Origin of the sequence: Lysinibacillus sp. FSL K6-1151, from assembly GCF_038630755.1 — a bacterium.
Lineage (GTDB): Bacteria > Bacillota > Bacilli > Bacillales_A > Planococcaceae > Lysinibacillus > Lysinibacillus fusiformis_D.
The window spans coordinates 3,318,369-3,340,864 of sequence record NZ_CP152040.1; the positions used below are offsets into that span (position 1 = coordinate 3,318,369).

Consider the following 22,496-nt stretch of genomic DNA (forward strand, 5'->3'; position numbering starts at 1 on the left):
CACTACATGCGAATAAAATTTAATGTCGATGAAGATATATTTGTTTTAAAAAACGAGGATCTTGGTTATGATTACTATTTCGATAGTTATTTAGAAGTATTAGTTAGTGATGGAGATGTCGAAGAATTACTCTTTTCTACAACTATGCACAGTACTATTGTAATTGAATTAAATGAGTTATTAATACGACTTCATCAAACAAATGAAGTACAAAAATTAGACCCATTTGGAAACGCTAATATTATTAGCTTTGAAAAGAAAGGTCATAATCTCATTATTACGAACTACAGTCAATTATCTGGTAATAATGAATGGGTACATACTTTCGATTTATTCGATTTTACAAGTGCTTATATTAATGAATTAAAGAGATATTTAAATTCTTTGATGGCGGTAGATAGTAATGTAATAAAATATAAAAGTTTTGTATATCTTAAAGAAGGGTTAGACTCATTACAAGCAATTAATTAATAATAATGGAGTAATTCCCTTCCAAAAACAGAGAATCATATGAACTAACCCCATAAAAGTCAGATACTAATTTAAACTTTTATGGGGTTTTTTTTATTCAAGTAGTCTAGCGATACTGCATCTATGATTGAAATTGCGAAAAATAATCTTAAACCTTCTAGCTTTCCTTTAATCAGTTCATTTTTTGTCAAACCAAGCTTTATCGACTGCTTGCTGTAATCTAGTAAGGAGCGAGAATGGAAAGGGTATACTTATCTATTCTCAACTGAGTTTGGTAAAGCTTATCTTCGTTACTCCTTCAGTAGTGATGGGATTGTATTATAAAAAAATCCAGATTCATGTTATCGATTAACGACACACTTTTGCTAATTTATATAAATAGTTATTTAATCAAGAAGCAAGAATGTAAAAACTATTTGATAATTAAAGTTATCTTATAAACATATTGTAAGGCTTTATATACTTGTTCCATCCGTAAAGATTATGGATTTAATTTTATAGCTAAAAGTCATATTCTCAAATGGTAAATTATAAAAGCGCATATCTACATCATTGAATTGATTTAAATCAACAGCAGTATTAAAGTTTGTAGAACCATTTGCAGGAATAACATCCCATTCATATTTCATTGCTGACTTGTATACTAACTCGCCGAACATATCATAAAAATATGTTTCTGCTAAAAATCCTTTAATGTCTTTATCTGTGTGATTTATATATTTCATAATAAAATTTAATTCATATCCATAGACATTATTATCAGTACTAGGATCTCTAGGAATAACATCTTCTAAAACTACTGTCAAAGATGTATTTAAATGATTGTCTTCATCAGTCTCTTCATTAGTGGAAGCTTTCTCGATAGCTAAATTATCTTGATTTGTTGTTACTGCTTTTTCCTCTTGATGTAAAGTCTCTACTTTTTCTTGTTCATTCTCACCTGATTTATCAACACGCTCTTCTTTCTGATTACATGCTGATAGAATTAAAATATACAATAAACATAGTAATAATAACTTTATTTTACTCTTTTCCATAATAATTCCTCCATATATGTATTAATCTATATGGTATCATAATTAGGAAATTCCACTCAATACAAAATAATCATTTTAAGTGTTAATAGTATAAATCAAATTAAAAAAATGTCCTTGCAATAAAGCTAAATAACTAGGAAAAGAAAATCTGACATCTACATTGCATTTATAAATATAGCTAAGCTACTTTCCCAAAGAATGAACTTATTTTAAACAAGTAAATTTTTCACTATACCTTAGCAAACTTTTTTAATATGTTATTAATCTTAACAAAGCATATTCGTCTACACATATTGTTTTCTCATGAACGTAGCAAACGATATTTAAAATGACTACTATGTTATTTGAAGAAGATTTATTACCATCTAGATGGCTTCACGCTAAATGTTTTTTATCCTCCTTGTCGGAGAGTTGTGTGCCGAACAAAACTATACTATTAGATACTTTTGAGGTAACTGTAGCTACCTTGAAGCTTGATTGCTTCCTATTTTAGGAGATATAAAGATAAGTTGAACAGCCTTGTATTACTCTCATGGCTGGCTCAAACGATCGTCGATTTGGATTACTGTTCGAATAGTTGCTGTCTCTTTTTAACATAGTAAAAAGCACCCAAATAGGAGTGCTTAATACAATAAATAGCTATCTAATTATTTGTTCATACGTTTTCCCTTTTACAGTAATTATCGCTTTAAGCGGCTTCCCATCCTGCTCTACTTGTTCTGGAACGGAAGCTAAAAAATGTAGTGTACCATTTTTCAGAGGTTCAATTGATGTAATATTTGTAAACGTGAAATCTGATCCACCTCGATTTTCTATTGTTGAGAAAGTCTTGTATTCGTATTTTCCATCATAAATAATTTTTACATCTACAAATTCATTAGATGTTTGACCTGTTGTTAGTAAACTTTTTACTGAAATAATTGTATCTAAGTATACTTCCCCCTCCTCTTCATTTTTGTAATATGTATACACAGAACTTGGATTTGGTGGTGAAATTTGTTTACCAAAAATATTGTTGTTAATTGTGATTTCTGCATAATTATCAACTACTAATACATTACCTTTAGTAATCGTCAGAACTTCCTCTACCTCTGGTTCATTTTCTTCATTATTTTCAGATGCCTTAACTTCTTCCTCTGCATTTTTCTCAACAGACTCTTTTGTTTTGTTATCTGAACTGCTGTTTTTATCACTTTGACCACAAGCTACCAATAAAATAGACACCAATAATAATAATCCTAGCTTTTTCATGACAACTCCTCCTGTATATTAGGTGCTCTTCAAGTTACTTATCGTTATTTTCATTTAATTCATCTGGATAAACCATAGTATCAAATACTTCTCCATTTGATTCATCTTTAATATATACTGTGACTTTATAATGTTCAACGTCTGCACCGTTAAATAATTGGTAGTACATGCCTGCTAAAGCAAGCCCAAAGGATGCCAGTGCATCGAAACTACCTTCAAACTTTTCCTTATTTACTGTGAGTGTAAACTCAGAAAAAGATTTGTTATAAGCCACATCATTTATAGAAGCAAAATCTTCACTTGTTTTAAGTTCTTCTACACTTTTTACTATTCTTTCTTTTAATTCCTTCATCATTTTTTTGTGCTCGGATTTAGACATTTTATAAGTTAAAGATCCATCATCATTCTTAATAACTTCCTTAATTCCACTATTTTTTGCCTCCGAAATAATAGAATCTATGTCTTGTCCCTTGTAAAGTGTAGCCGGTATGGTAACTTCAACATTTAAAAGTCCTTTATCCACTTTTAATGTTTCTTCTGATGCTTTTTCAGCACCTTCTTTTTTCTTACCACTCTCATCACCTTGGCTACAAGCTACTAACAAAATACCTAGTAGCAAAATAAGTGGTAAAATAAGCAATTTTTTCATTTATTCAAACTCCCTTCTCCACAAATATACATGGATAATCGAGGTAATTCTATGATTATTTTCATATTTCTACATTTTTTACTCCTATCAATAAAAAAACACCCTCATGCGAGAGTGTCTGATATCAAAGCTATTTTTACTTTTTCTATCCATTACTATGTTTTCATTTTCCTCTATCTAAAACCTATTTTTATAGCTTTTTATCAATCGGTATATTAAAAACTTATTAAATCTTTCCATCTATTTATATTTATTTGGTCCCTACCTCTAACCCTTCAATGATGAAGAGAGACCCCGTCTAATTAGGTTTGCAGAGATAGGCTCTCTTCCCATCTCTCTAGCCCAAATTGATAACTGTCCTATATGATGGATTTCATGTGCAATCGTATGGCGAATGACTTCACCCCATGTATGTGTCTCAATCCTTCCATCTGCTAATGTATTATGGAGTAAACGCTCTTCCATACTGTCGTCCCATTGGTTTACAAAGTTTTCTACTTCTAAATGAAATTCAGCTTCCAATTTACGAACCTTTTCCAAGCTATTATATTCCTCAAAACTCTCCTGAAAATCAGTTTTACCTTGTAAAAGTCGTATCCAACTCCATTCGACATCAATTATATGGAAAAGTGTATGTAATATACTTCCCATTCCACCAGGTCGGTTTTGCAAAAGCTCTTCTTCACTCAACTCGTCACACCAACGAAACCAGTCTTCTCTTACCATCCAATTATATTTAAAAAGTAATTGCAAAAAAGTTCCTCCTTAATTAAAAATGATTGAGTCATCTCAACAAGTTACTACTTCTTCATATAGAGTTAGGATTCCTTCTCTTTAATTCCTTCAAATGTGAGAAATTCGTACGCAAATCACGCTATAAATTATATAAAGGCACTGTTTGGGAACGTTTAAACCGTCGTTTCAGTACCGTATACCCTTCAAAAAGTCGTAACAGACATATAGACGAAAAAGCCTAATACTGGATTTATATAATGGTGAGATTATTGCTTTAGCATATCAAAATGCCCGACACTCGATTTTGTGATGGGTTAGTGCTCCTAATCATTCATGAACGTGTAAAATACCATACGACCATTCACTCAGATCAAGCGTGGCATTATCAACATAATTCGTGGGGGCAAACATTAAAACAAAACAAGATTTTCCAAAGCATATCTCGTAAAACAACTTGTGCAGACAATGCCGCAATGGATAACTTCTTTGATTTACTCAAACAAGAAATATATGACGGGGAAGAATGAATCTCCTATGAAGCGTTAAAAAAGAAAATAGAGAAGTTTATCGATTACTACAATAATGAACGAATTAAAACAAAAACTGGCTGGCTTGAGCCCAGTAAATTACCGAACTCATGCCAGCCAATTAGCTGCATAACTAAAACTTTAACATTAAAAGGTCACTACCTTTGGATGTGACTTATTATGATTAATCAAATTCTACAGTGTCTTGCACTACTGATACCTTATAAACATTTTTAGTATTAATTAATACCGTTTTATAATTTTCTGTTTCAGTAAATGAATACCAGGACTTCTCATTGAATCCATTAGTAATTTCTTCTGCAAAAGTTTCTTGTCCAATATTAGTCTTGATTTTATATTCTTCTTCACGACTTTCTTCAAAGTAAAACTTTACAGTATATTCATAATCCATTAACCAACACCCCCCATCTATCCATATCATGGGACAAATAGGATGGAAGTAATCAACGCTTTTGATCAATTCACACTGTTTTTTTTGCGAACTTCCCTAGTATTAAGAAATTCATTTTCTATTTATTTTTATGAATTAACAAAATAAAAACCACACTCTTTTTTGAATGTGGTTTTAGTATTTATTCATTAAAAAAAATCACCTTTGAAAAAAGGTTTTATTCCAACTTCTCTAAATAAATATTTTATTGGATGGCAATCATTGACCAAATTTCTGTTGGGAATTAAAATTTCCTCCCTGAGTTCTTTAAATATTTCTGGATTAATTTCCGGAAACCATTCTTCATAACTCAAATGTTTATCTTTCTCTATCAGAAGTAAATAAACAACAATAATTTCAAACATATAAGGAAATTCTCGTTTAATATTTTGATAGTTATCTAACAATGAAGTTATATAGTCCTCAAAATTAAAAAATTTTGCTCCTTTTTCATTGTTATATTGTAAACGTTCCTTTTCAGGTTTAAAGACAAAAGTCGATTTATTATACCAGTTACCTAACATGCATGTAAAAAGTAGTAATGCATATTTTTTAGTTTCTTGATCCTCATCATTAAAATATTTAAAATATTCATCGTAAATATAACTCTTGGCAGTGGTAAAATACCCAATTTCAATCCCAGAAATAGTTTGTTTCACATTTTGTATAATTTTATTATTTCCCATCCCATAGTCACTTTCTTTAAAAATTTCCATAATATAGATTGTAACATAAATTTAAAATACAGGGAACATTGATACTATAATCCAATCATACTTTGAATATGACCCTGACCATGAACTCCCTTTTTGAATTGCAACCCTAACTCTTTGTCCTTCTTTAAACGAAACAAATTCTTTTGTATAACGATCTTTAACTGTAGGATCTTTTATCAATTCGTCTGTTCCATTTTAATTTCTTTGTTCACCATGTTTACATTTTGTTTACCTAATTTATTTTTTATATGTTATTCTATGCGATTCTTAAAAATATTAATATAAACAAAAAAAGCGCTCAAAACCTATTGTTCATAAGGTTTCAAGCGCTTTTCAATTTGGTTAAAAATTAACCTTTGATTTGTTATTGACGTCCCAGGAGGGATTCGAACCCCCGACCGACGGCTTAGAAGGCCGTTGCTCTATCCAGCTGAGCTACTGAGACATGGTGTCGTTTCTATGTATTTCATAGGAAGGACAATACTTATTATATGTACTTTATGGCATAATGTCAACATTAATTTTACTATGTAGGCAAGGTTTGCCTCATATTGTTCATCATATGTTGCCACAGCTTCGATTATACCATGTCTTACTCCTCTCAAGAAGACGAATATGAAAATATTTGCTACACTATTGGCGATAAAAAATTGGGAGGTATGTAGATGTTTAAGGATTCGGTCGTTGTTGTTACAGGTGGCGCACAAGGGATTGGCAAAGGGATTGTACTTGCATATGCACGGCATGGCGCAAAGGTGGTAATTGCTGATTTAAATGACGGTTTAGGTCAACAATTAGAACAGGATATGCTTGCACAAGGCTACGTTGTTTTATTTGTTCAAACAGATGTAACGAAGGAACAGGATATCGTTCAGTTAATGCAACGAGCTGTTGAGCAATATGGGACTATTCATATTTTAATTAATAATGCTGGGCAGTTTCAGCATATCTCTCCTTATGATGTGACGTTTGAGGAGTGGAATCATCTACTACACACAAATTTAACGAGTGCCTTTTTCTGTGCCAGAGAGGCTGCGAAGGTGATGAGGCACAATGTGAAAGGTGGTTCGATTGTTTCGTTAGCATCTACACGGGCTGAGATGTCAGAACCTAATACAGAAGCCTACGCGGCTACAAAAGGTGGTATTGTGGCGTTAACACATGCTTTAGCGCGGTCTTTAGGTCCTGATCAAATCACGGTGAATTGTATTTCGCCTGGCTGGATTGAAACAGGCGATTATGAGGCACTTCGACCAGTCGATCATGTACAGCATTTATCAGGAAGGGTTGGTGTGCCTGAAGATATCGCACAGGCTTGTCTCTATTTAACAAACCCCGTAAATCATTTTGTGACAGGTATTAATCTTACGGTCGATGGCGGCATGACAAAGAAAATGATGTATGAAGAGTAGTTTTGTCATTTGCTCTTCCTTACTTGTTCTTCATACCCAGAGTTTCCTTAGAGTATGCTACTGTAGGAGAAAGAACAAGAAGGAGTGAAGCCTTGTCCCCCTATTCAAATGGGTTTTCATTAAGCCAGCTGTATCAAGCCCCCTCTACTCAATATACGGCACCGATTCGTCACTTTTTACATGCACATGATTACCGGCGCTGTATCAGTAAAGCCGAAGCTGATTTTATGGCGATGAATCGCTTACTTTGGATGGAGCATGTCAATTGGACGCGAATGACGATTATTAGCATTGTCTTCAATTTACCTGATCTTCCTTTTGTGCAGCAGCGTCTGTTACGAAATGCGACTGATTTAGGAAATTGTCTACGTCCCTTTTACGGCGACTCTATAGCAGATCGATATACAGCATTAATTAAAGAACATCTGCTGCTGGCTGCTCAATTAGTGACAGCTGCTTCTAAAGGAGAGGCTACCACAGCGGAAGCAAAAGAGAAGGAATGGTATCGCAATGCAGATGATATTGCGCTATTTTTGCATACGATTAATCCTTACTTAAGTAGAGAGGCTGTCCAAAAAATGTTTTATACGCATTTAGCTTTAACGAAAAATGAAGCCGTGACGATGATCCAGAAAGATTATCAAGCTGATATAGACGTTTTTGATGAAATTGAAGCAGAAGCTCTAGCCATGTCAGATATGATTGCTGGCGCCATTGTGATGCAATTTTGTTATCTTTTTTAATGTAAAAATCCCATTTATTTGCGTTCAACTACTGGTGGAAAAACTTTCGCTACTTTGTTTTTAGCAAAATGAGCAATAGGCTGCATTCCCTGAAAATTCCCCTTCATAAAAGAAGCTAATGTATTACTGTGAATCGTTGCGCTTGCCCGCTGTAATTCCCATGGTGAGTGGTGGATATCAATTCGAAAAAGGGTATCCTTCCACTTGGCCCATGAATGATAACGTTCTACAATCCATTGGTCAAAATTAGTATTCGTGTGATCTTCTATTGTATAAGTAACCCTTAATCTTTCGTCACAGGCTTTGTAATGGCTTGTATATGAAAAGTGATTTTCTCTTTGTTTTGCTAAGATTTTGGAGAAGCGGTATGGTAAACTACCTAATGCCGTGATTTTTGACACGAAATAATTCGTGACATCTAAATGAAAAAAATAGATGCCTTTCATGCCGTTATACTCTACATATGTTCGGACATTCAATTGTAAATAGATATTCATCCCAGGAATGGTTGGTAGAAATCGTAGTCGATGTCGATGAACTTTAAAAAGGACAGCACTTAGCCAAGCATTTTGTTCAAAGAGATCAAGTTTTAGTTCCTCAGGTAGATGTTTTTCTAACTCTTTGGGGTCTATGGGCCAGTGTAAAAATAGAACATCTTGCCATGTCTGTGTCATCATCCACATAGAAAAACTCCTTTCTAACTACTAGCTTTTCCTAGAAAGGAGTTATTCAAACAACTGGACTATTGATCTTGCTCAGCATATTCTATTTCAACATACCGATAATATAAATTTCGTAATTCAGATTCTTTAAATAAGCCTAAATGGTTTTTAAATTGAGGATGAACCATTATCCCATGAGCTCGTAACTCTTTGACAAACCAACCTTTTGAAAATTTATGCACCGACCCCATTCTCCTTTATCTTTATTCATACATAGAGTATGCGGTCGGATTCTGTAGAGTGCCTATATACAATAAAAAACGAGAGAATGAATGTCTCTCGTTTTTACTCATGTGCCACAAAAAGTACGATATGGTTGATTAGACGGTTCAGGTAATGCAGCATATTCTTGTTGCTCTTTCGTATGGGCATAAGGCTGAGCAAGGACTTTTAATAAATTATTCATAACACGATAGTCGTCTCGTTCTACAGCTGCTTCTAAAGCTTCTTCTACCCTGTGATTGCGAGGAATAACAGCAGGATTATGTTGACGCATTAATTGTTGTGACATTTCTTTCGTTTGCTGCTGTCTCGCTAATCGCTCCGTCCATTTTTGATGCCATTCTTGAAACGCTGATGCATTCATTAATGGGGTATCTTCCATTTGCTCAAAGGTTAAAGCGATAAACGTATTCGTATAATCTGCTTCGTATTGTTGCATAAGCTGTAGAAGCCCTTCAATAAGCTGGACATCTTCTTGCTCTTCATTAAAAATACCTAGCTTTGCACGCATCCCCTTTAACCAATTTTCAACGTAGAAGTGAGGATATTGTTGTAGCGTGTCTTGTGCCAATTGAATAGCTTCTTCTTGATCATCGTGAATGAAAGGGAGTAACGTCTCAGCTAAGCGTGTTAAATTCCAGCCACCAATGTTGGGCTGATTGCCATAAGCATAACGACCTTGCCGATCAATAGAGCTAAATACAGTCGCGGGATCATAGGTGTCCATGAAAGCGCAAGGACCATAATCAATGGTTTCACCGCTAATGGTCATATTATCTGTGTTCATGACTCCATGAATAAAGCCCACTAACTGCCACTGTGCTATTAAGGATGCCTGCTTCTTCATGACTTCCTTTAGCAAATAAAGATAACGATTTTGAGTGCCAGTATCAGCTGAGAAATGACGTTCTAATGCATAGTCAGCCAAGCGCTGGAGCTCTTCATCTGTTCCCCATTGTGCGGCATATTGAAAGGTCCCTACTCGCAAATGACTGCTGGCAACTCGCGTGACAATTGCTCCTGGTAATTCAGTTTCTCGCATAATCATTTCACCTGTAGCCACTACTGCAAGACTACGTGATGTGGGAATCCCTAACGCAAACATCGCCTCACTCATGATGTACTCCCTTAGCATTGGCCCTAACGCAGCTCGTCCATCTCCACCACGAGAATAAGGTGTTCTACCAGAACCTTTTAGTGCGATATCATACCGTTCCTGTTGAGGTGTTATATGTTCTCCATATAAAAGTGCTCTACCATCACCCAACATATTAAAATGACCAAATTGATGCCCTGCATAGGCTTGTGCAATTGGTTCGCCACCTTCTGGGATTTTATTGCCAGCTAAGATAGCGACTCCTTCTTCCCTCTGTAAAGCTTGAGCATCTAATCCAAGTGACACTGCAACAGCTTCATTTAACAGAACTAGCTTTGGTGAACGAACAGGATTTAACGAAATATCGGAATACATAATACTTGGTAGTCGAACATAACTATTATCAAAATGCCAGCCAATTGTCTTTTCCATGTTTTCTCCTTTATTGCCTTTTGATTTATTTTTGCTATTTCAACATTAATCATTCCTAGTCAAATTTACCACTAGAAAGCCTACATAAAAATCCACATAACTTTAATGTTATGCGGATTTTTATTTTATGTTAATTTCGTTGAAAAATATGAGTCGCAATACTTTGATGATCATCTGTCAAGCAAGCGACTTTAAAAGAGGTTGCAGTGATTTCCACAACCGCAAAGCTTTTCTCTTTACGACCACGTGGTTTTAATAAGCTTCCAGGATTTAAAAATAAAATATCATCAATCATTTCGGCACCAAGGATATGAGAGTGACCAAAGCATACGATTTGTGCGTCCACCTCTTTGGCTCGATAGGTTAATGATAAGATGGAATTTTTCACATTGAATAAATGGCCATGCGTCACAAAAATTTTAACATCATTGACTGTGAAAATTTCCTCTTCGGGGAAAGCTGTTTCACGATCACAGTTTCCTCTTACTTTTTTCACACCTTTTAATGCCTCATGTGAGAAAGGAAGTTCACTATCTCCACAATGAATGACAACATCTATTTCAGGATAAAAACCTTTAACCTTTTCGATGACATGGCTATCACCATGTGTATCGCTCATAACAAGTATTTTCATGGATATCACCTCTTATTTTATAAGATTCGGTAATTGTTCCTTTAACTTGCGAATGGCATTGCCACGGTGAGAAATAGAGCCTTTTTCCTCTGGTAAAAGCTCAGCCATCATACGATTTAAGCTTGGTACGAAAAAGATTGGATCATAGCCAAATCCATTCGTTCCACGTTTTTCATGTGCAATAACCCCTTCACATGTGCCGAATACCGTTGTCGTTACAAAATCAGGTCCTGCAATTGCAATGCAGCAGCAAAAACGGGCAGTACGTTTGTCATCTTCGACACCATGTAAATTAGCTAACAATTTTACCATGTTTGCTTCGTCGTCATGATCGCCAGCATAGCGGGCAGAATACACGCCTGGCTCACCATTTAATGCATCCACTGCTAAGCCACTATCATCTGCAATCACAATTGTGCCAAGTTCCTTCGCCAACGCTTCTGCTTTTAAGATTGCATTTTCTTCAAATGTTGTACCAGTTTCTTCTATTTCCATTTCTGGTGCTACTTCAAACATTGTCACTACTTCATAACCTAGTGGACCAAATAATGCTTCAAAATCTTTTGCTTTTCCTTTATTTTTTGTGGCGATGACTACTTGTTTCATAATTATTGATTCCCTCCGACTTTGTTGGCCAGTTCACCAAGCGTTGTTTTTTGAAGATTTACTAATTGCTGAATGCCTTTTTCACCCAATGCTAACAATTCATTCAGTTCTTCACGAGAAAAGGTAGCTTCCTCACCTGTACCCTGTATTTCAACAAATCGCCCTGTGCCTGTCATCACAATATTCATATCAACAGCAGCAGCCACATCTTCTACATAATTTAAATCAAGAATGGCACCTTGTTCTTCTACAATGCCAACACTTGTTGCCGCTAAAAAGTCTGTTACTGGGAACTTCTCAAATGGCTTTTCTTCAGCAAACTTAGCAATTGCCTGTGTCATTGCAACAAATGCTCCTGTAATAGATGCTGTACGAGTGCCACCATCAGCTTGAATAACATCACAGTCAATCCATACAGTGCGTTCTCCAAGGGCTTCTAAATCGACAACAGCACGTAATGCACGCCCAATTAAGCGTTGAATTTCCATCGTACGGCCATTGACTTTTCCTCGTGAGGATTCACGTGGTGTACGTTGAGCGGTTGCACGAGGAAGCATTGAGTACTCGGCTGTGATCCATCCTTTCCCTTGGCCACGTAAAAAGCCAGGTACTTTGTCTTCAATTGTTGCTGTGCAAATTACTTTTGTATTACCTACTTGAATTAATACGGAGCCTTCTGGGTGTAATAGATACTCTGTATCCATTTTTACAGGTCGTAGCCCGTCTGCATTTCTTCCATCAAATCTTGTCATATCATTCGTTCCTCCTAAAAACTTTCGCGCCCTCATCTTATCACAATTTGTGCCATCAAAAAAGTACTCGGACGTTTATGTACATAGCTAAAAAAACGGCAAAAATCAGCCTAGCCTGTTGCTAAGCTGATTTTTTATTTTAATGTCATACGTTTTATGTCAAGAGTACCTTGCTCCAGCCAATTCTCAGCGATTGAACGGAAAATTGGAACAGAACCAGATGCAAAAAATTTATGGGCAGGCACCGCATCAGCATTTGCTAAAGTGCCGTTATACGCTAACATTTCTTGAACATCTTTTGCTGTTTCCTCCGCAGAAGATAACACATTCACATCTCCTCCGACAACAGCTTCAATTTGTTTTTGTAAAATAGGGTAATGTGTACACCCTAAAATAACCGTATCAAATTGTCGATTTTTCAACGGCTTTAAGCCTTCAGCTATTAACTTATTTGCAAAGTCACCTTTGTATTCGCCACTTTCTACAAGTGGTACGAATGTTGGACATGCTAGTGGGATAATATGTGTTGACGTATTAAGTGATAATAAGGCTTCTTCATACGCCCCACTTTTAATTGTTCCTTCTGTTGCAAGCACAACGACTTCATGTCGCTTCGTCTTTTTTACAGCTGCACGTGCGCCAGCATTAATAACGCCTAGTACCGGAAAAGGCATATTTCTTTGTAAACTTTCGAGTGCTACTGCAGTCGCTGTATTACAAGCAATAACGAGCATCTTAATATTCATTTTTTCGAGTGCTTTTGCCATTTGCCAAGTGAAATTCCGTACTTCCTGACGACTTCTTGGACCATACGGACATCTTGCTGTATCGCCAATATAATAGATCGTTTCGTTTGGCAATCGCTTCATGATTTCTTTTGCTACGGTTAAACCGCCTACTCCTGAGTCAATAACGCCTATCGGGGCATTCATACTTTCCGCCTCAATCCTGTTTCATGTGTACATGTAGTTTTTCTAAATAGCTTGATAATTGCGCGACTTCTTGTTCATTAAAACCAACAAGCATCTCCTGCAAGTATTGCTGCCTTTTTTCAATAACTTCTTGAATAATACGTTCGCCCTTTTCGAGAAGATGAACGACAACAACACGGCGATCATTTTCATCACGCACACGCTTGACTAATTCATTTTTCTCCATTCGATCCACTAAATCTGTTGTTGTGCTAAAGGCTAAATATAAACGGTTTGATAATTCGCCAATTGTAATATCACCAAGCTCTTCTAACCACTGTAATGCAACAAATTGTGGCGGCGTTATCGCATAGTCGGAAACAATTTCTCTTCCCTTTTGCTTCACGATGGCCGCTATATAGCGTAATTCCTTTTCAACCGTTGCAACGGTTTCAGGTGAGTGCTTTGTTACTTCATCCGACATATAACTATTTCACTCCTAAAAATACGTTGAATAGTTCTATTTTGTCGTTTTTTTCACGAAATAGCAAGTGTCCATTAGTCTAATTTAAATTCTTCCAAGCGTAACAGCTCAATTAACGCCTGAGATCGATTCGTTACACCTAGCTTTTGAATTGTATTGGAAATGTGATTCCGCACTGTTTTTTCACTAATACCAAGCTGCTCTGCAATATCTCTCGTTGTTTTTTCAGCTAATAAAAGCGCAAATATTTCACGTTCTCGGTTTGTTAAAAGAGAACGATGATGAGAGCCATTCATTCAGTTACACCCTCCTCCCCCGCACGTATTGTAACTTATGTTAAGGGGCTGGAAGCGGTGACGGCTATTTGCATGATTATTCCATGTTTCCTTAAAAATTTCGAAAATTACATCGATACATTCATAAATTTTATGTAAAATGCAATTCCTACTTTTTCAATAAACTTTCATATAATTACACTATAAACTAATGAGGAAGAATAGCCAATTGAATGAATTTCGTCCTATCTTCCTCAGAAATCGGCACACTCTTGCCTGTTCGAGGATCCATTTGCACAATTGTTCCACGACCAGTGAAGCAAATTTCATTCTTTTGATTTTTAGCAAGATAATGAATGTCCAGTGATGAATTTCCAACTTTCGCGATCTTTGTGTAAATTCGGAGAACATCATCAAAGAAGACCTGCTTCACATAATCACATTGTAAATCGGCCACTATCGGTATAGCCTCCACATCCTCAGTAACTGCTGAAGGCATTAAAATACCTAAATGATGGAAATAATCAATTCTTGCTTGCTCAAAATATGTAAAGCTAACGGTATTGTTCATATGACCAAACATGTCTGTCTCTGAAAAACGTACACGTACCTCACTATAAAAGGAAAAATCCTTTTCCCACTCTTGAAAATCTTCAATATAGTTTGCTTTCATGTTACACCATCCCCTGTTATGTATTTGCCTGTTTTAATTATAATGACGGCAAATGAAATGAATACATATTCATTATAAAAGAAAATACTATATTATCATAGAAAAAACCGCAATTTACGCCTTTTATCACAAATATTCCTTCTGTTTATATCATATGCAACTTCAAATAAAAAAACTCCCTCACACAAAGTGTAAGAGAGTTTGGGCATTTAGCTTGTCCGTATATTAATCTACGTAGTGATCAGAACCGAAGAAGTTACGGAACATTTGCACTGTAGTTGCACGGTTTAGTGAAGCGATAGATGTTGTTAAAGGAATACCTTTTGGACATGCAGCTACACAGTTTTGAGAGTTACCACAGTTCGCAAGGCCACCATCACCCATAATAGCATTTAAACGTTCATCTTTAACCATTGCACCAGTTGGGTGAGTGTTGAAAAGACGTACTTGTGATAATGGAGCTGGTCCGATGAATGAAGCTTTTTCAGACACGTTTGGACATGCTTCCATACATACACCACAAGTCATACATTTAGATAATTCATAAGCCCATTGACGTTTACCTTCTGGCATACGTGGACCTTCACCTAAATCATAAGTACCATCAATTGGTACCCAAGCTTTCACTTTTTTAAGTGCATTGAACATACGTTCACGGTCAACTTGTAGGTCACGAATAACAGGGAATGTCTTCATTGGCTCAAGCTTAATTGGCTCAGTCAATTGATCAACAAGTGTTGAACATGATTGACGTGGACGGCCATTGATGACCATTGAACATGCACCACAAACTTCTTCTAAACAGTTCATATCCCATGATACTGGCGATGTGTTTACACCATCTTCAGTAACAGGATTTTTTTGAATTTCCATTAAAATTGAGATTACGTTCATACCATGACGGTAAGGCACTTGGAATTTTTGCCAGTAGCTATTGCCGCCTTGTGTATCTTGACGTAAGATTTCCACTTTGACCATTCTTCCAGTATTAGCTGCGATTTGCATAACTTTTAGTCTCCTTTCGCAGAGTAGTCGCGTTTACGTGGTGGGATTAAAGAAACGTCGACTTCTTGGTACGTGATGATTGGATTACCAGTAGTTGGGTCAAACTTCGCCATTGTTGTTTTTAAGAACTGCTCATCATCACGGTTAGGGAAATCAGGTTTATAGTGTGCACCACGAGATTCATTACGTAATAGTGCACCTTTTGTCATTACTTTTGCAAGCACTAACATATTTTTAAGTTGACGCGTAAAGTGCGCGCCTTGATTACTCCATTTTTGCGTATCGTTAATGTTGATGTTATTCCAACGCTCAGTAAGCTCATCAAGTTTTTTCAATGTATCTTCAAGCTGATCATTGTAACGTACTACAGTCATTGTAGCAGTCATCATTTCACCAAGCTCTTTATGCAGTAAGTAAGCGTTTTCTGTGCCTTCCATTTTCATGATAGCATCCCATTTCGCTTGCTCCTCTTTGACACGAGCATCGTAAATCTCTTGTGGAAGATCTTCTGCATGCTTTTTAAGGTGTTTTACATAATCTACTGCGTTTGGTCCTGCAACCATACCACCGTAGATAGCAGATAATAATGAGTTCGCACCAAGACGGTTTGCACCATGTTGAGAGTAATCACATTCACCTGCTGCAAATAGACCAGGAATTTCAGTCATTTGGTTGTAATCAACCCATAATCCACCCATTGAATAGTGAACTGCTGGGAAAATTTTCATTGGTAATTTACGTGGATCATCCCCTACGAATTTTTCGTAGATTTCGATGATACCACCAAGTTTAACGTCCAATTCATGTGGATCTTTATGAGAAAGATCTAGGTATACCATGTTCTCGCCATTAATACCAAGTTTTTGGTTTACACAGACATCAAAAATTTCACGTGTTGCAATATCACGTGGTACTAAGTTACCATAAGCTGGGTACTTTTCTTCTAAGAAGTACCAAGGTTTACCGTCTTTATAAGTCCAAATACGACCACCTTCACCACGAGCTGATTCTGACATTAGACGGTTTTTGTCATCTCCAGGAATCGCTGTTGGGTGAATTTGAATGAATTCACCATTCGCATATGAAGCACCTTGTTGATAAACGATAGAAGCAGCAGAACCTGTGTTAATAACAGAGTTTGTTGTTTTACCGAAGATAATACCAGGGCCACCAGTCGCCATAATAACAGCGTCTGCACGGAATGATTTAATTTCTTCTGTACGCATATCTTGCGCTACGATACCACGGCAAACGCCGTCATCATCGATGATAACACCAAGGAATTCCCAGTGTTCATATTTATTTACTAAACCAGCTACTTCATGAGAACGAACTTGCTCATCTAGCGCATATAGTAATTGTTGACCAGTTGTTGCACCAGAGAAAGCTGTACGGTGCATTAAAGTACCGCCAAAACGACGGAAATCTAAAAGTCCTTCTGGTGTACGGTTGAACATAACACCCATACGGTCCATTAAGTGGATAATGCCAGGTGCTGCGTCACACATACCTTTTACTGGTGGTTGGTTCGCTAAGAAGTCCCCACCATATACAGTATCATCAAAGTGAATCCATGGAGAATCCCCTTCACCTTTTGTATTTACCGCACCATTAATTCCGCCTTGCGCACAAACAGAGTGTGAGCGTTTTACAGGAACTAATGAGAATAAATCAACTTCAGTACCAACTTCAGCTGCTTTAATCGTTGCCATCAGACCGGCAAGACCACCGCCGACAACAATTATTTTGCTTTTCGCCATGATTATTTCTCACTCCTCTTAAAAAATTGCAATGATTGCTGTTACTCTATCGTAGCTTCTATTGAATTATACGAAAGCTAAAATAGCAGCCACACCAACTACACTTAGAATTACGAAAATAATGTTTGTTACGTAAGTAGCAATCTTTTGAGACTGAGGAGATTGTGTAATACCCCAGCTTACTAGGAATGCCCATAAACCGTTAGATAAGTGGAAAGTTGCTGATAAAATACCAACAATGTAGAATCCAAGCATGAATGGATTAGCAACGATATTCGCCATCATGTCGTAATCAACGTGTGTGCCAAGTGCTTTTTGAATACGAGTTTGGAAAATATGCCATGCAATGAAAATCACTAGGAATACACCAGTGAAACGTTGTAAAGAGAACATCCAGTTACGGTATGTGCTGAAACGTCCTGTGTTTGGTGTAGCAGTGAATGCAATGTAGACACCATAGAATGCGTGGAACATTAATGGAATATAGATGACAATCCATTCAACTAGGATAAGGAATGGAATCTTTTCCATTACTGCGGTAGCATCGTTGTAACTTTCTGCCCCGCCTGTTGCTGTAAAGTTAATGAACAGGTGCATCGTTAAAAACAGACCTACTGGAATGATACCAAGTAGAGAATGTAAGCGACGCCATAAAAACTCTCGATCTTTCGACAAGACTGTTACCCCCCTTAGTACTTAAAATAGCACAACAAAAGAAGTCATCATTTTGTAAATGATACTTCATTGACTGTGTATTTCATCATGGTACAATATTATGACATGTTTATTGTACTCTCAAGAGCTACGAGCGTCAAGGCAACTCGGAGTTTTTCATAGAGCTTATTAAAGAACTAATCTAGTACATGATGCGTTGTTTTTTCTCGAAAAATCTATCATTACTTTATTACTGTTGAATTTTAAGAAAATTCTAAGAAAGAAGGATAACAATGTTAAACACTCCATCTCCTACAATTTCATCATTTGGTTATGAGCTCATTCGCGATCATATTCTATCTTCTATCCTTGGTAAACATGAGAATGATGTCCTTTATTGGGCAGGTAAAGAGCTTGCTCGCAAGTTCCCATGCAAAAGTCAAGACGAACTTATCGCATTTTTCGCAGATGCCTGCTGGGGTACACTAGAGCTCATGAAGGAATCAAAGGATGGTCGCATTTTCCAATTGACAAATGCCCCTGAAATATTGCAAATCAAACAACGAAGCTTTAGACTGGAAGCAGGATTTATAGCAGAGCAAATTCAATTAGCTAAAGGCTACCTTACAGAATGCTATGATGAAAAGCGAGAAAAGCAGCACTATGTCATGTTTACAGTCAAATGGGATGTCAAGGAACGTATTATGAATACCATCCCTACTGAATGATGAAAAGGATTGTCTCCCTATTCAACGGGATGACAATCCTTCTTTTTTCTTCCTTTAATTTCGGACTATTACATAAAATACTGTTTCTTCTATTATTATATATAAAGTGCTTGCTCTAAATTGAATTCATCATGCAAGGCATTTGCTGCACGAATCATATCATCCTGTGGTACAACAACAGACACTTTTATTTCAGACGTACTAACCATTTTTATAGGAATATCTTCACGACGTAATCGATCAAACATGCGAGCAGCCACACCTGGATTAGAGGCCATACCTGAGCCAATGATAGAAACCTTCGCCAACCCTATTTCAAAGTCAGCAAAACTAAAGCCAAGTGACAATTTACTATCTTCTAGAACACGCAATGTTTCCGCAAATTCTTCTTTTAAAATGGAAAAAGACACAGTTGGTTTTAAGCCATCAATGATTGCCTGTACAATAATATCTACATTAATGCGGTTTTCTGCAAGGATTGTAAACATATCTGCCAATGCACCATCGGCATACGCATCATACCCCACTGTTAAACGGATAATATCTGACTCAAAGGCTACACCACGGACGACTAAATTTTTCTCCATTTCCACTTCCTCCTTCAATAAAGTACCTACTGACTCTACTAAGCTAGAGCGTATAATAACGGGCATTTGAAATTTTTTTGCTAACTCCACTGCACGAGGATGAATAACATGTGATCCTAAATTAGATAACTCCAGCATTTCATCATAGGAGATTTCCTGCAGCTTTTGAGCTTTGCTGACATAGCGTGGATCTGCTGTATAAACACCGTCAACATTTGTGTACATATCAGTTCGCTCTGCTTCCAATGCTACCGCGAGTGCTATAGCTGTTGTTTCAGCTCCGCCTTTGCCAAGTGTAGTAATATTTTGTTCCTCATCAATACCCTGTTCTCCAGCAATCACTACAATTTGTCCCTGTACAAGATGTTCTTCAATACGACTGTCATCGATATAGTCAATACGTGCATGACGATACTTATAATCTGTATGTATACCTGCTTGCCATCCAGTTAAGGACACTGCCTCATAGCCCGCTTCCTGTAATGCGATGGCAAATAAAGCGCTGGATAATTGAGAGCCCGTAGACACGACTGCAGCTAATTCTCGTTTGGGCACTTCGTCCGTTAGTTGATGTACCATCGTTTGCACATCTTTCATTGTGTGTCCCATTGCTGCAACGACCACGACTACATCGAAGCCTCTGTCCTTTTCAGCAATCGCCTTCCTTGCTGCCTCTTGGATTTGTTCAGTAGAAGCTAGTGCAGCCCCTCCAAACTTCATCACTATTTTAGCCATTTCTTGCGTTCTCCTTTCCAGTCATATATTTCACCTGCTTCTAGAAAACTAAAAGGCAGCCTCCACATAACGTGAAAGCTGCCTATAACATGTACAATGATCGTAACTTGTGCATGTGTGATAGCTCTCCGAAACTTTTAGAATCGACAATCTTACATTTCTTAAATGTAAAACCAGTACAACAAAGGAAACAACAATGCTATACTTCGGCAAGCTCCCCTTTCACACACGATCTCTGGACTTGTTCATCCTCCATTGTGTTACTCTTGAATCTTGCACCTCTATCATCACCATAAAGTGAATGTATTCAATTGGTTTAACGCTGGCGTCAACATGCTAGCCACACCAGTTCGCTATTCATCACATTGACGAACAATGTTATTTACAACCTTAGCACATGTCTATTCCTTTGACAATGACTCTTGCTGAAAATAGCTATAAATTTGGCTCGCTAAATTAGCAGGTATTCCTGCCTCCTGCAAAGCTAGCTCGCTCGCCTCTCGAATTTTCTTAACTGAACCAAAATGTTTGAGCAACTGCTGCTTGCGTTTTGGCCCCACACCTTCAATATGGTCTAACACCGATTGAATGGCATGCTTCTCATGCTGTTGGCGCAAGAAGGTAATAGCAAAGCGGTGAACTTCGTCCTGAATTCGTTGTAATAAATAAAAGCCATCACTAGTACGCTTTAAGGCAATTACTTCTGGTGGATCACCAAACAATAGCTGCGACGTATTATGCTTATCATCTTTTGCTAAACCTGCAATCGGTATAACAAGTCCAAGCTCATCTTCTAGTACTTCACGGGCGACTTCCATTTGCCCCTTGCCACCATCAATTAAGACCAAATCTGGCAATGGCAAGCCTTCCTTTAAGACACGCGAATATCGCCGACGTATAACCTCTTGCATCGCACCGTAATCATCATGCTTTGCAGCCGTACGCGTTTTGTATTTACGATATTCCTTTTTCGCAGGCTTTCCATCAATGAAGACAACCATAGCCGATACAGCATCCGTGCCATGCATATGACTATTGTCAAATGCCTCAATTCGTAATGGCGTTGAAATACCTATTGCTTCACCAAGTGCCTCACAAGCACCAATTGTCCGTTCTTCCTGCCGTTCAATTAGCTGGAATTTAGCTGCCACAGCAATCTCAGCATTTTTAGTTGCTAATTCAACCAATTCCCTCTTTTGACCTCTTTTTGGTGTAAGAACTTTAAGCTCTAATAACTCCGTTAAGATGGCTGCATCAATTGCTTGTGGAATAAAAATTTCTTTCGGCTTAATATGCTCTGGTTTTTCATAAAAGCGGCCAACAAATGTTAAAAACTCTTCCTCAGCATCTTGATAAATTGGGAAAACCGAGACATCACGCTCAATCAGCTTTCCTTGGCGAACAAAGAAAACTTGCACACACATCCAGCCTTTTTCGACGGCATAGCCAAATACATCGCGGTTCGTTGTATCACTTGATACTATTTTTTGTTTCTGCATGACCGTATCAATATGTGCAATCTGATCGCGAAACTCCTTCGCTCGCTCAAATTCTAAGTTTTCAGCAGCTGCAAGCATTTTAACTTCAAGCTCTTTTTTGACTGCCTCGACACCACCATTTAGAAACTTCGTCATATCCTCAATCATCTCTTGATAAACCTGACCATTAATTTCTTTTACACAAGGTGCTAAACATTGCCCCATATGATAATACAAGCAAACTTTGGAAGGCAATTGGACACATTTGCGCAATGGATACAATCGATCCAACAGCTTTTTCGTTTCACTTGCCGCATAAGCATTGGGGTAAGGACCAAAATATTTAGCCTTATCCTTTTTTACCTTACGTGTCGTAATAAGACGTGGATGTTTTTCATTCGTAATTTTTAAATATGGATATGTCTTATCATCTGTTAGCATGACATTGTATTTTGGATCATGTAATTTAATGAGATTCAGCTCTAAAATAAGTGCTTCAATATTAGATGATGTCACGATATACTCAAAATCTTCTATTTCACCGACAAGCCTTTGTGTTTTGCCTTCATGTGTTCCCGTAAAATAAGAACGTACACGGTTTTTCAGTATTTTCGCTTTGCCCACATAAATGATTGTCCCTTGACGATCCTTCATCAAATAGCAGCCAGGCTGATCCGGTAAAATATCTAGTTTACGCTTGATTAAATCGTTCATTACCTACCTGCCCCCCCTACGTAAAAATCCCTCTCA

Annotated in this window: 25 protein-coding genes, 1 tRNA gene, 1 pseudogene and 1 riboswitch; of the genes and pseudogenes, 5 read left to right on the forward strand and 22 right to left on the reverse strand. The window is 37.1% G+C overall.

Going from position 1 to position 22,496, the window contains the following annotated elements; genetic code table 11:
- Positions 1–6: 6 nt before the first annotated feature.
- Positions 7–471: a hypothetical protein gene (locus MHI04_RS15940; protein WP_036124246.1), complete on the forward strand. Its 465-nt coding sequence runs from the start codon at positions 7–9 to the stop codon at positions 469–471.
- A gap of 455 nt (positions 472–926) precedes the next feature.
- On the opposite strand, the gene MHI04_RS15945 is transcribed toward MHI04_RS15940, so the two are convergent.
- The 4 genes from MHI04_RS15945 to MHI04_RS15960 form a co-directional block, all read right to left on the reverse strand.
- A complete protein-coding gene (locus tag MHI04_RS15945; RefSeq protein WP_342535011.1) occupies positions 927–1,508 on the reverse strand; it encodes a hypothetical protein in 582 nt (193 codons plus the stop codon).
- A 639-nt stretch (positions 1,509–2,147) separates the two neighbouring features.
- Positions 2,148–2,759, reverse strand: coding sequence for a hypothetical protein (locus MHI04_RS15950; protein ID WP_058844347.1), 612 nt, complete (start codon positions 2,757–2,759; stop codon positions 2,148–2,150).
- A 34-nt stretch (positions 2,760–2,793) separates the two neighbouring features.
- Positions 2,794–3,408, reverse strand: a complete 615-nt coding sequence (locus tag MHI04_RS15955; protein ID WP_058844346.1) for a hypothetical protein — start codon at positions 3,406–3,408, stop codon at positions 2,794–2,796.
- Between the two features lie 267 nt (positions 3,409–3,675).
- On the reverse strand, positions 3,676–4,161 hold the full coding sequence (locus MHI04_RS15960) for a DinB family protein (protein ID WP_340811822.1): 486 nt from the start codon (positions 4,159–4,161) through the stop codon (positions 3,676–3,678).
- A 341-nt stretch (positions 4,162–4,502) separates the two neighbouring features.
- Between MHI04_RS15960 and MHI04_RS15965 the strand changes: the two are divergent.
- A pseudogene (locus MHI04_RS15965) lies at positions 4,503–4,803 on the forward strand (IS3 family transposase); the annotation flags it as partial.
- Positions 4,804–4,854: 51 nt separating this feature from the next.
- Here MHI04_RS15965 and MHI04_RS15970 read toward each other — a convergent pair.
- The 3 genes from MHI04_RS15970 to MHI04_RS15980 all read right to left on the reverse strand — a co-directional run bounded on the left by MHI04_RS15970 (position 4,855) and on the right by MHI04_RS15980 (position 6,282).
- A complete protein-coding gene (locus tag MHI04_RS15970; protein WP_036125924.1) occupies positions 4,855–5,082 on the reverse strand; it encodes a hypothetical protein in 228 nt (75 codons plus the stop codon).
- Between the two features lie 188 nt (positions 5,083–5,270).
- Positions 5,271–5,807 carry a hypothetical protein gene (locus tag MHI04_RS15975; protein ID WP_230593913.1) on the reverse strand — a complete coding sequence of 179 codons (537 nt, stop codon included), beginning with the start codon at positions 5,805–5,807 and terminating at the stop codon, positions 5,271–5,273.
- Positions 5,808–6,208: 401 nt separating this feature from the next.
- A tRNA-Arg gene (locus MHI04_RS15980) sits at positions 6,209–6,282 on the reverse strand.
- A 220-nt stretch (positions 6,283–6,502) separates the two neighbouring features.
- Here MHI04_RS15980 and MHI04_RS15985 point away from each other — a divergent pair.
- Positions 6,503–7,249, forward strand: coding sequence for a glucose 1-dehydrogenase (locus MHI04_RS15985; protein WP_342535012.1), 747 nt, complete (start codon positions 6,503–6,505; stop codon positions 7,247–7,249).
- A 92-nt stretch (positions 7,250–7,341) separates the two neighbouring features.
- The gene (locus MHI04_RS15990; protein WP_342535013.1) at positions 7,342–7,992 is read left to right on the forward strand and encodes a hypothetical protein; all 651 of its coding nucleotides are present in this window, start codon (positions 7,342–7,344) and stop codon (positions 7,990–7,992) included.
- Between the two features lie 14 nt (positions 7,993–8,006).
- On the opposite strand, the gene MHI04_RS15995 is transcribed toward MHI04_RS15990, so the two are convergent.
- From MHI04_RS15995 to MHI04_RS16055, 13 genes are all read right to left on the reverse strand, one after another.
- On the reverse strand, positions 8,007–8,675 hold the full coding sequence (locus MHI04_RS15995) for a DUF2071 domain-containing protein (protein WP_340809302.1): 669 nt from the start codon (positions 8,673–8,675) through the stop codon (positions 8,007–8,009).
- A gap of 59 nt (positions 8,676–8,734) precedes the next feature.
- Entirely contained in the window at positions 8,735–8,905 is a 171-nt protein-coding gene (locus MHI04_RS16000) for a DUF2639 domain-containing protein (protein WP_170829897.1), read from the reverse strand.
- 98 nt (positions 8,906–9,003) lie between these two features.
- On the reverse strand, positions 9,004–10,464 hold the full coding sequence (locus MHI04_RS16005) for a YdiU family protein (protein ID WP_058844340.1): 1,461 nt from the start codon (positions 10,462–10,464) through the stop codon (positions 9,004–9,006).
- Positions 10,465–10,594: 130 nt separating this feature from the next.
- The gene (locus MHI04_RS16010; RefSeq protein WP_036128211.1) at positions 10,595–11,098 is read right to left on the reverse strand and encodes a metallophosphoesterase; all 504 of its coding nucleotides are present in this window, start codon (positions 11,096–11,098) and stop codon (positions 10,595–10,597) included.
- A gap of 12 nt (positions 11,099–11,110) precedes the next feature.
- Positions 11,111–11,704, reverse strand: a complete 594-nt coding sequence (locus tag MHI04_RS16015; protein WP_342535014.1) for an XTP/dITP diphosphatase — start codon at positions 11,702–11,704, stop codon at positions 11,111–11,113.
- A 2-nt stretch (positions 11,705–11,706) separates the two neighbouring features.
- Positions 11,707–12,456, reverse strand: coding sequence for a ribonuclease PH (gene rph, locus MHI04_RS16020; RefSeq protein ID WP_141904741.1), 750 nt, complete (start codon positions 12,454–12,456; stop codon positions 11,707–11,709).
- Between the two features lie 134 nt (positions 12,457–12,590).
- Positions 12,591–13,388, reverse strand: a complete 798-nt coding sequence (gene racE / locus MHI04_RS16025) for a glutamate racemase (RefSeq protein WP_036128218.1) — start codon at positions 13,386–13,388, stop codon at positions 12,591–12,593.
- A gap of 10 nt (positions 13,389–13,398) precedes the next feature.
- Positions 13,399–13,851 carry a MarR family transcriptional regulator gene (locus MHI04_RS16030; RefSeq protein ID WP_016991542.1) on the reverse strand — a complete coding sequence of 151 codons (453 nt, stop codon included), beginning with the start codon at positions 13,849–13,851 and terminating at the stop codon, positions 13,399–13,401.
- A gap of 74 nt (positions 13,852–13,925) precedes the next feature.
- Positions 13,926–14,147: a LuxR C-terminal-related transcriptional regulator gene (locus tag MHI04_RS16035; RefSeq protein ID WP_004226437.1), complete on the reverse strand. Its 222-nt coding sequence runs from the start codon at positions 14,145–14,147 to the stop codon at positions 13,926–13,928.
- A gap of 187 nt (positions 14,148–14,334) precedes the next feature.
- On the reverse strand, positions 14,335–14,799 hold the full coding sequence (locus MHI04_RS16040; protein WP_342535015.1) for a thioesterase family protein: 465 nt from the start codon (positions 14,797–14,799) through the stop codon (positions 14,335–14,337).
- 225 nt (positions 14,800–15,024) lie between these two features.
- Positions 15,025–15,804 (reverse strand): succinate dehydrogenase iron-sulfur subunit, encoded by a 780-nt coding sequence (sdhB, locus tag MHI04_RS16045; RefSeq protein WP_058844339.1) that lies wholly within the window; start codon positions 15,802–15,804, stop codon positions 15,025–15,027.
- 5 nt (positions 15,805–15,809) lie between these two features.
- Positions 15,810–17,564 carry a succinate dehydrogenase flavoprotein subunit gene (gene sdhA, locus MHI04_RS16050; RefSeq protein ID WP_036128225.1) on the reverse strand — a complete coding sequence of 585 codons (1,755 nt, stop codon included), beginning with the start codon at positions 17,562–17,564 and terminating at the stop codon, positions 15,810–15,812.
- Between the two features lie 66 nt (positions 17,565–17,630).
- Positions 17,631–18,239 carry a succinate dehydrogenase cytochrome b558 subunit gene (locus MHI04_RS16055; RefSeq protein ID WP_141904737.1) on the reverse strand — a complete coding sequence of 203 codons (609 nt, stop codon included), beginning with the start codon at positions 18,237–18,239 and terminating at the stop codon, positions 17,631–17,633.
- A 272-nt stretch (positions 18,240–18,511) separates the two neighbouring features.
- On the opposite strand from MHI04_RS16055, the gene MHI04_RS16060 reads away from it, so the two are divergent.
- The gene (locus tag MHI04_RS16060) at positions 18,512–18,946 is read left to right on the forward strand and encodes a YslB family protein (RefSeq protein WP_342535016.1); all 435 of its coding nucleotides are present in this window, start codon (positions 18,512–18,514) and stop codon (positions 18,944–18,946) included.
- A gap of 95 nt (positions 18,947–19,041) precedes the next feature.
- On the opposite strand, the gene MHI04_RS16065 is transcribed toward MHI04_RS16060, so the two are convergent.
- Together MHI04_RS16065 and uvrC are read right to left on the reverse strand one after the other, a co-directional pair.
- Positions 19,042–20,268, reverse strand: coding sequence for an aspartate kinase (locus tag MHI04_RS16065; RefSeq protein ID WP_342535017.1), 1,227 nt, complete (start codon positions 20,266–20,268; stop codon positions 19,042–19,044).
- A 113-nt stretch (positions 20,269–20,381) separates the two neighbouring features.
- A riboswitch (Lysine riboswitch) is annotated at positions 20,382–20,560 on the reverse strand.
- A gap of 109 nt (positions 20,561–20,669) precedes the next feature.
- Positions 20,670–22,460 carry an excinuclease ABC subunit UvrC gene (uvrC, locus tag MHI04_RS16070; RefSeq protein WP_036128233.1) on the reverse strand — a complete coding sequence of 597 codons (1,791 nt, stop codon included), beginning with the start codon at positions 22,458–22,460 and terminating at the stop codon, positions 20,670–20,672.
- Between the last annotated feature and the right edge of the window lie 36 nt (positions 22,461–22,496).

What these genes read in the sequence shown, in the direction of transcription:
- MHI04_RS15940 (WP_036124246.1), top strand. Translation starts at nt 7, where the DNA reads ATGCGAATAAAATTTAATGTCGATGAAGATATATTTGTTTTAAAAAAC.
- MHI04_RS15945 (WP_342535011.1), bottom strand. Translation starts at nt 1,508, where the DNA reads ATGGAAAAGAGTAAAATAAAGTTATTATTACTATGTTTATTGTATATT.
- MHI04_RS15950 (WP_058844347.1), bottom strand. Translation starts at nt 2,759, where the DNA reads ATGAAAAAGCTAGGATTATTATTATTGGTGTCTATTTTATTGGTAGCT.
- MHI04_RS15955 (WP_058844346.1), bottom strand. Translation starts at nt 3,408, where the DNA reads ATGAAAAAATTGCTTATTTTACCACTTATTTTGCTACTAGGTATTTTG.
- MHI04_RS15970 (WP_036125924.1), bottom strand. Translation starts at nt 5,082, where the DNA reads ATGGATTATGAATATACTGTAAAGTTTTACTTTGAAGAAAGTCGTGAA.
- MHI04_RS15975 (WP_230593913.1), bottom strand. Translation starts at nt 5,807, where the DNA reads ATGGGAAATAATAAAATTATACAAAATGTGAAACAAACTATTTCTGGG.
- MHI04_RS15985 (WP_342535012.1), top strand. Translation starts at nt 6,503, where the DNA reads ATGTTTAAGGATTCGGTCGTTGTTGTTACAGGTGGCGCACAAGGGATT.
- MHI04_RS15995 (WP_340809302.1), bottom strand. Translation starts at nt 8,675, where the DNA reads ATGTGGATGATGACACAGACATGGCAAGATGTTCTATTTTTACACTGG.
- MHI04_RS16000 (WP_170829897.1), bottom strand. Translation starts at nt 8,905, where the DNA reads ATGGGGTCGGTGCATAAATTTTCAAAAGGTTGGTTTGTCAAAGAGTTA.
- MHI04_RS16005 (WP_058844340.1), bottom strand. Translation starts at nt 10,464, where the DNA reads ATGGAAAAGACAATTGGCTGGCATTTTGATAATAGTTATGTTCGACTA.
- MHI04_RS16010 (WP_036128211.1), bottom strand. Translation starts at nt 11,098, where the DNA reads ATGAAAATACTTGTTATGAGCGATACACATGGTGATAGCCATGTCATC.
- MHI04_RS16015 (WP_342535014.1), bottom strand. Translation starts at nt 11,704, where the DNA reads ATGAAACAAGTAGTCATCGCCACAAAAAATAAAGGAAAAGCAAAAGAT.
- rph (WP_141904741.1), bottom strand. Translation starts at nt 12,456, where the DNA reads ATGACAAGATTTGATGGAAGAAATGCAGACGGGCTACGACCTGTAAAA.
- racE (WP_036128218.1), bottom strand. Translation starts at nt 13,388, where the DNA reads ATGAATGCCCCGATAGGCGTTATTGACTCAGGAGTAGGCGGTTTAACC.
- MHI04_RS16030 (WP_016991542.1), bottom strand. Translation starts at nt 13,851, where the DNA reads ATGTCGGATGAAGTAACAAAGCACTCACCTGAAACCGTTGCAACGGTT.
- MHI04_RS16035 (WP_004226437.1), bottom strand. Translation starts at nt 14,147, where the DNA reads ATGAATGGCTCTCATCATCGTTCTCTTTTAACAAACCGAGAACGTGAA.
- MHI04_RS16040 (WP_342535015.1), bottom strand. Translation starts at nt 14,799, where the DNA reads ATGAAAGCAAACTATATTGAAGATTTTCAAGAGTGGGAAAAGGATTTT.
- sdhB (WP_058844339.1), bottom strand. Translation starts at nt 15,804, where the DNA reads ATGCAAATCGCAGCTAATACTGGAAGAATGGTCAAAGTGGAAATCTTA.
- sdhA (WP_036128225.1), bottom strand. Translation starts at nt 17,564, where the DNA reads ATGGCGAAAAGCAAAATAATTGTTGTCGGCGGTGGTCTTGCCGGTCTG.
- MHI04_RS16060 (WP_342535016.1), top strand. Translation starts at nt 18,512, where the DNA reads ATGTTAAACACTCCATCTCCTACAATTTCATCATTTGGTTATGAGCTC.
- MHI04_RS16065 (WP_342535017.1), bottom strand. Translation starts at nt 20,268, where the DNA reads ATGGCTAAAATAGTGATGAAGTTTGGAGGGGCTGCACTAGCTTCTACT.
- uvrC (WP_036128233.1), bottom strand. Translation starts at nt 22,460, where the DNA reads ATGAACGATTTAATCAAGCGTAAACTAGATATTTTACCGGATCAGCCT.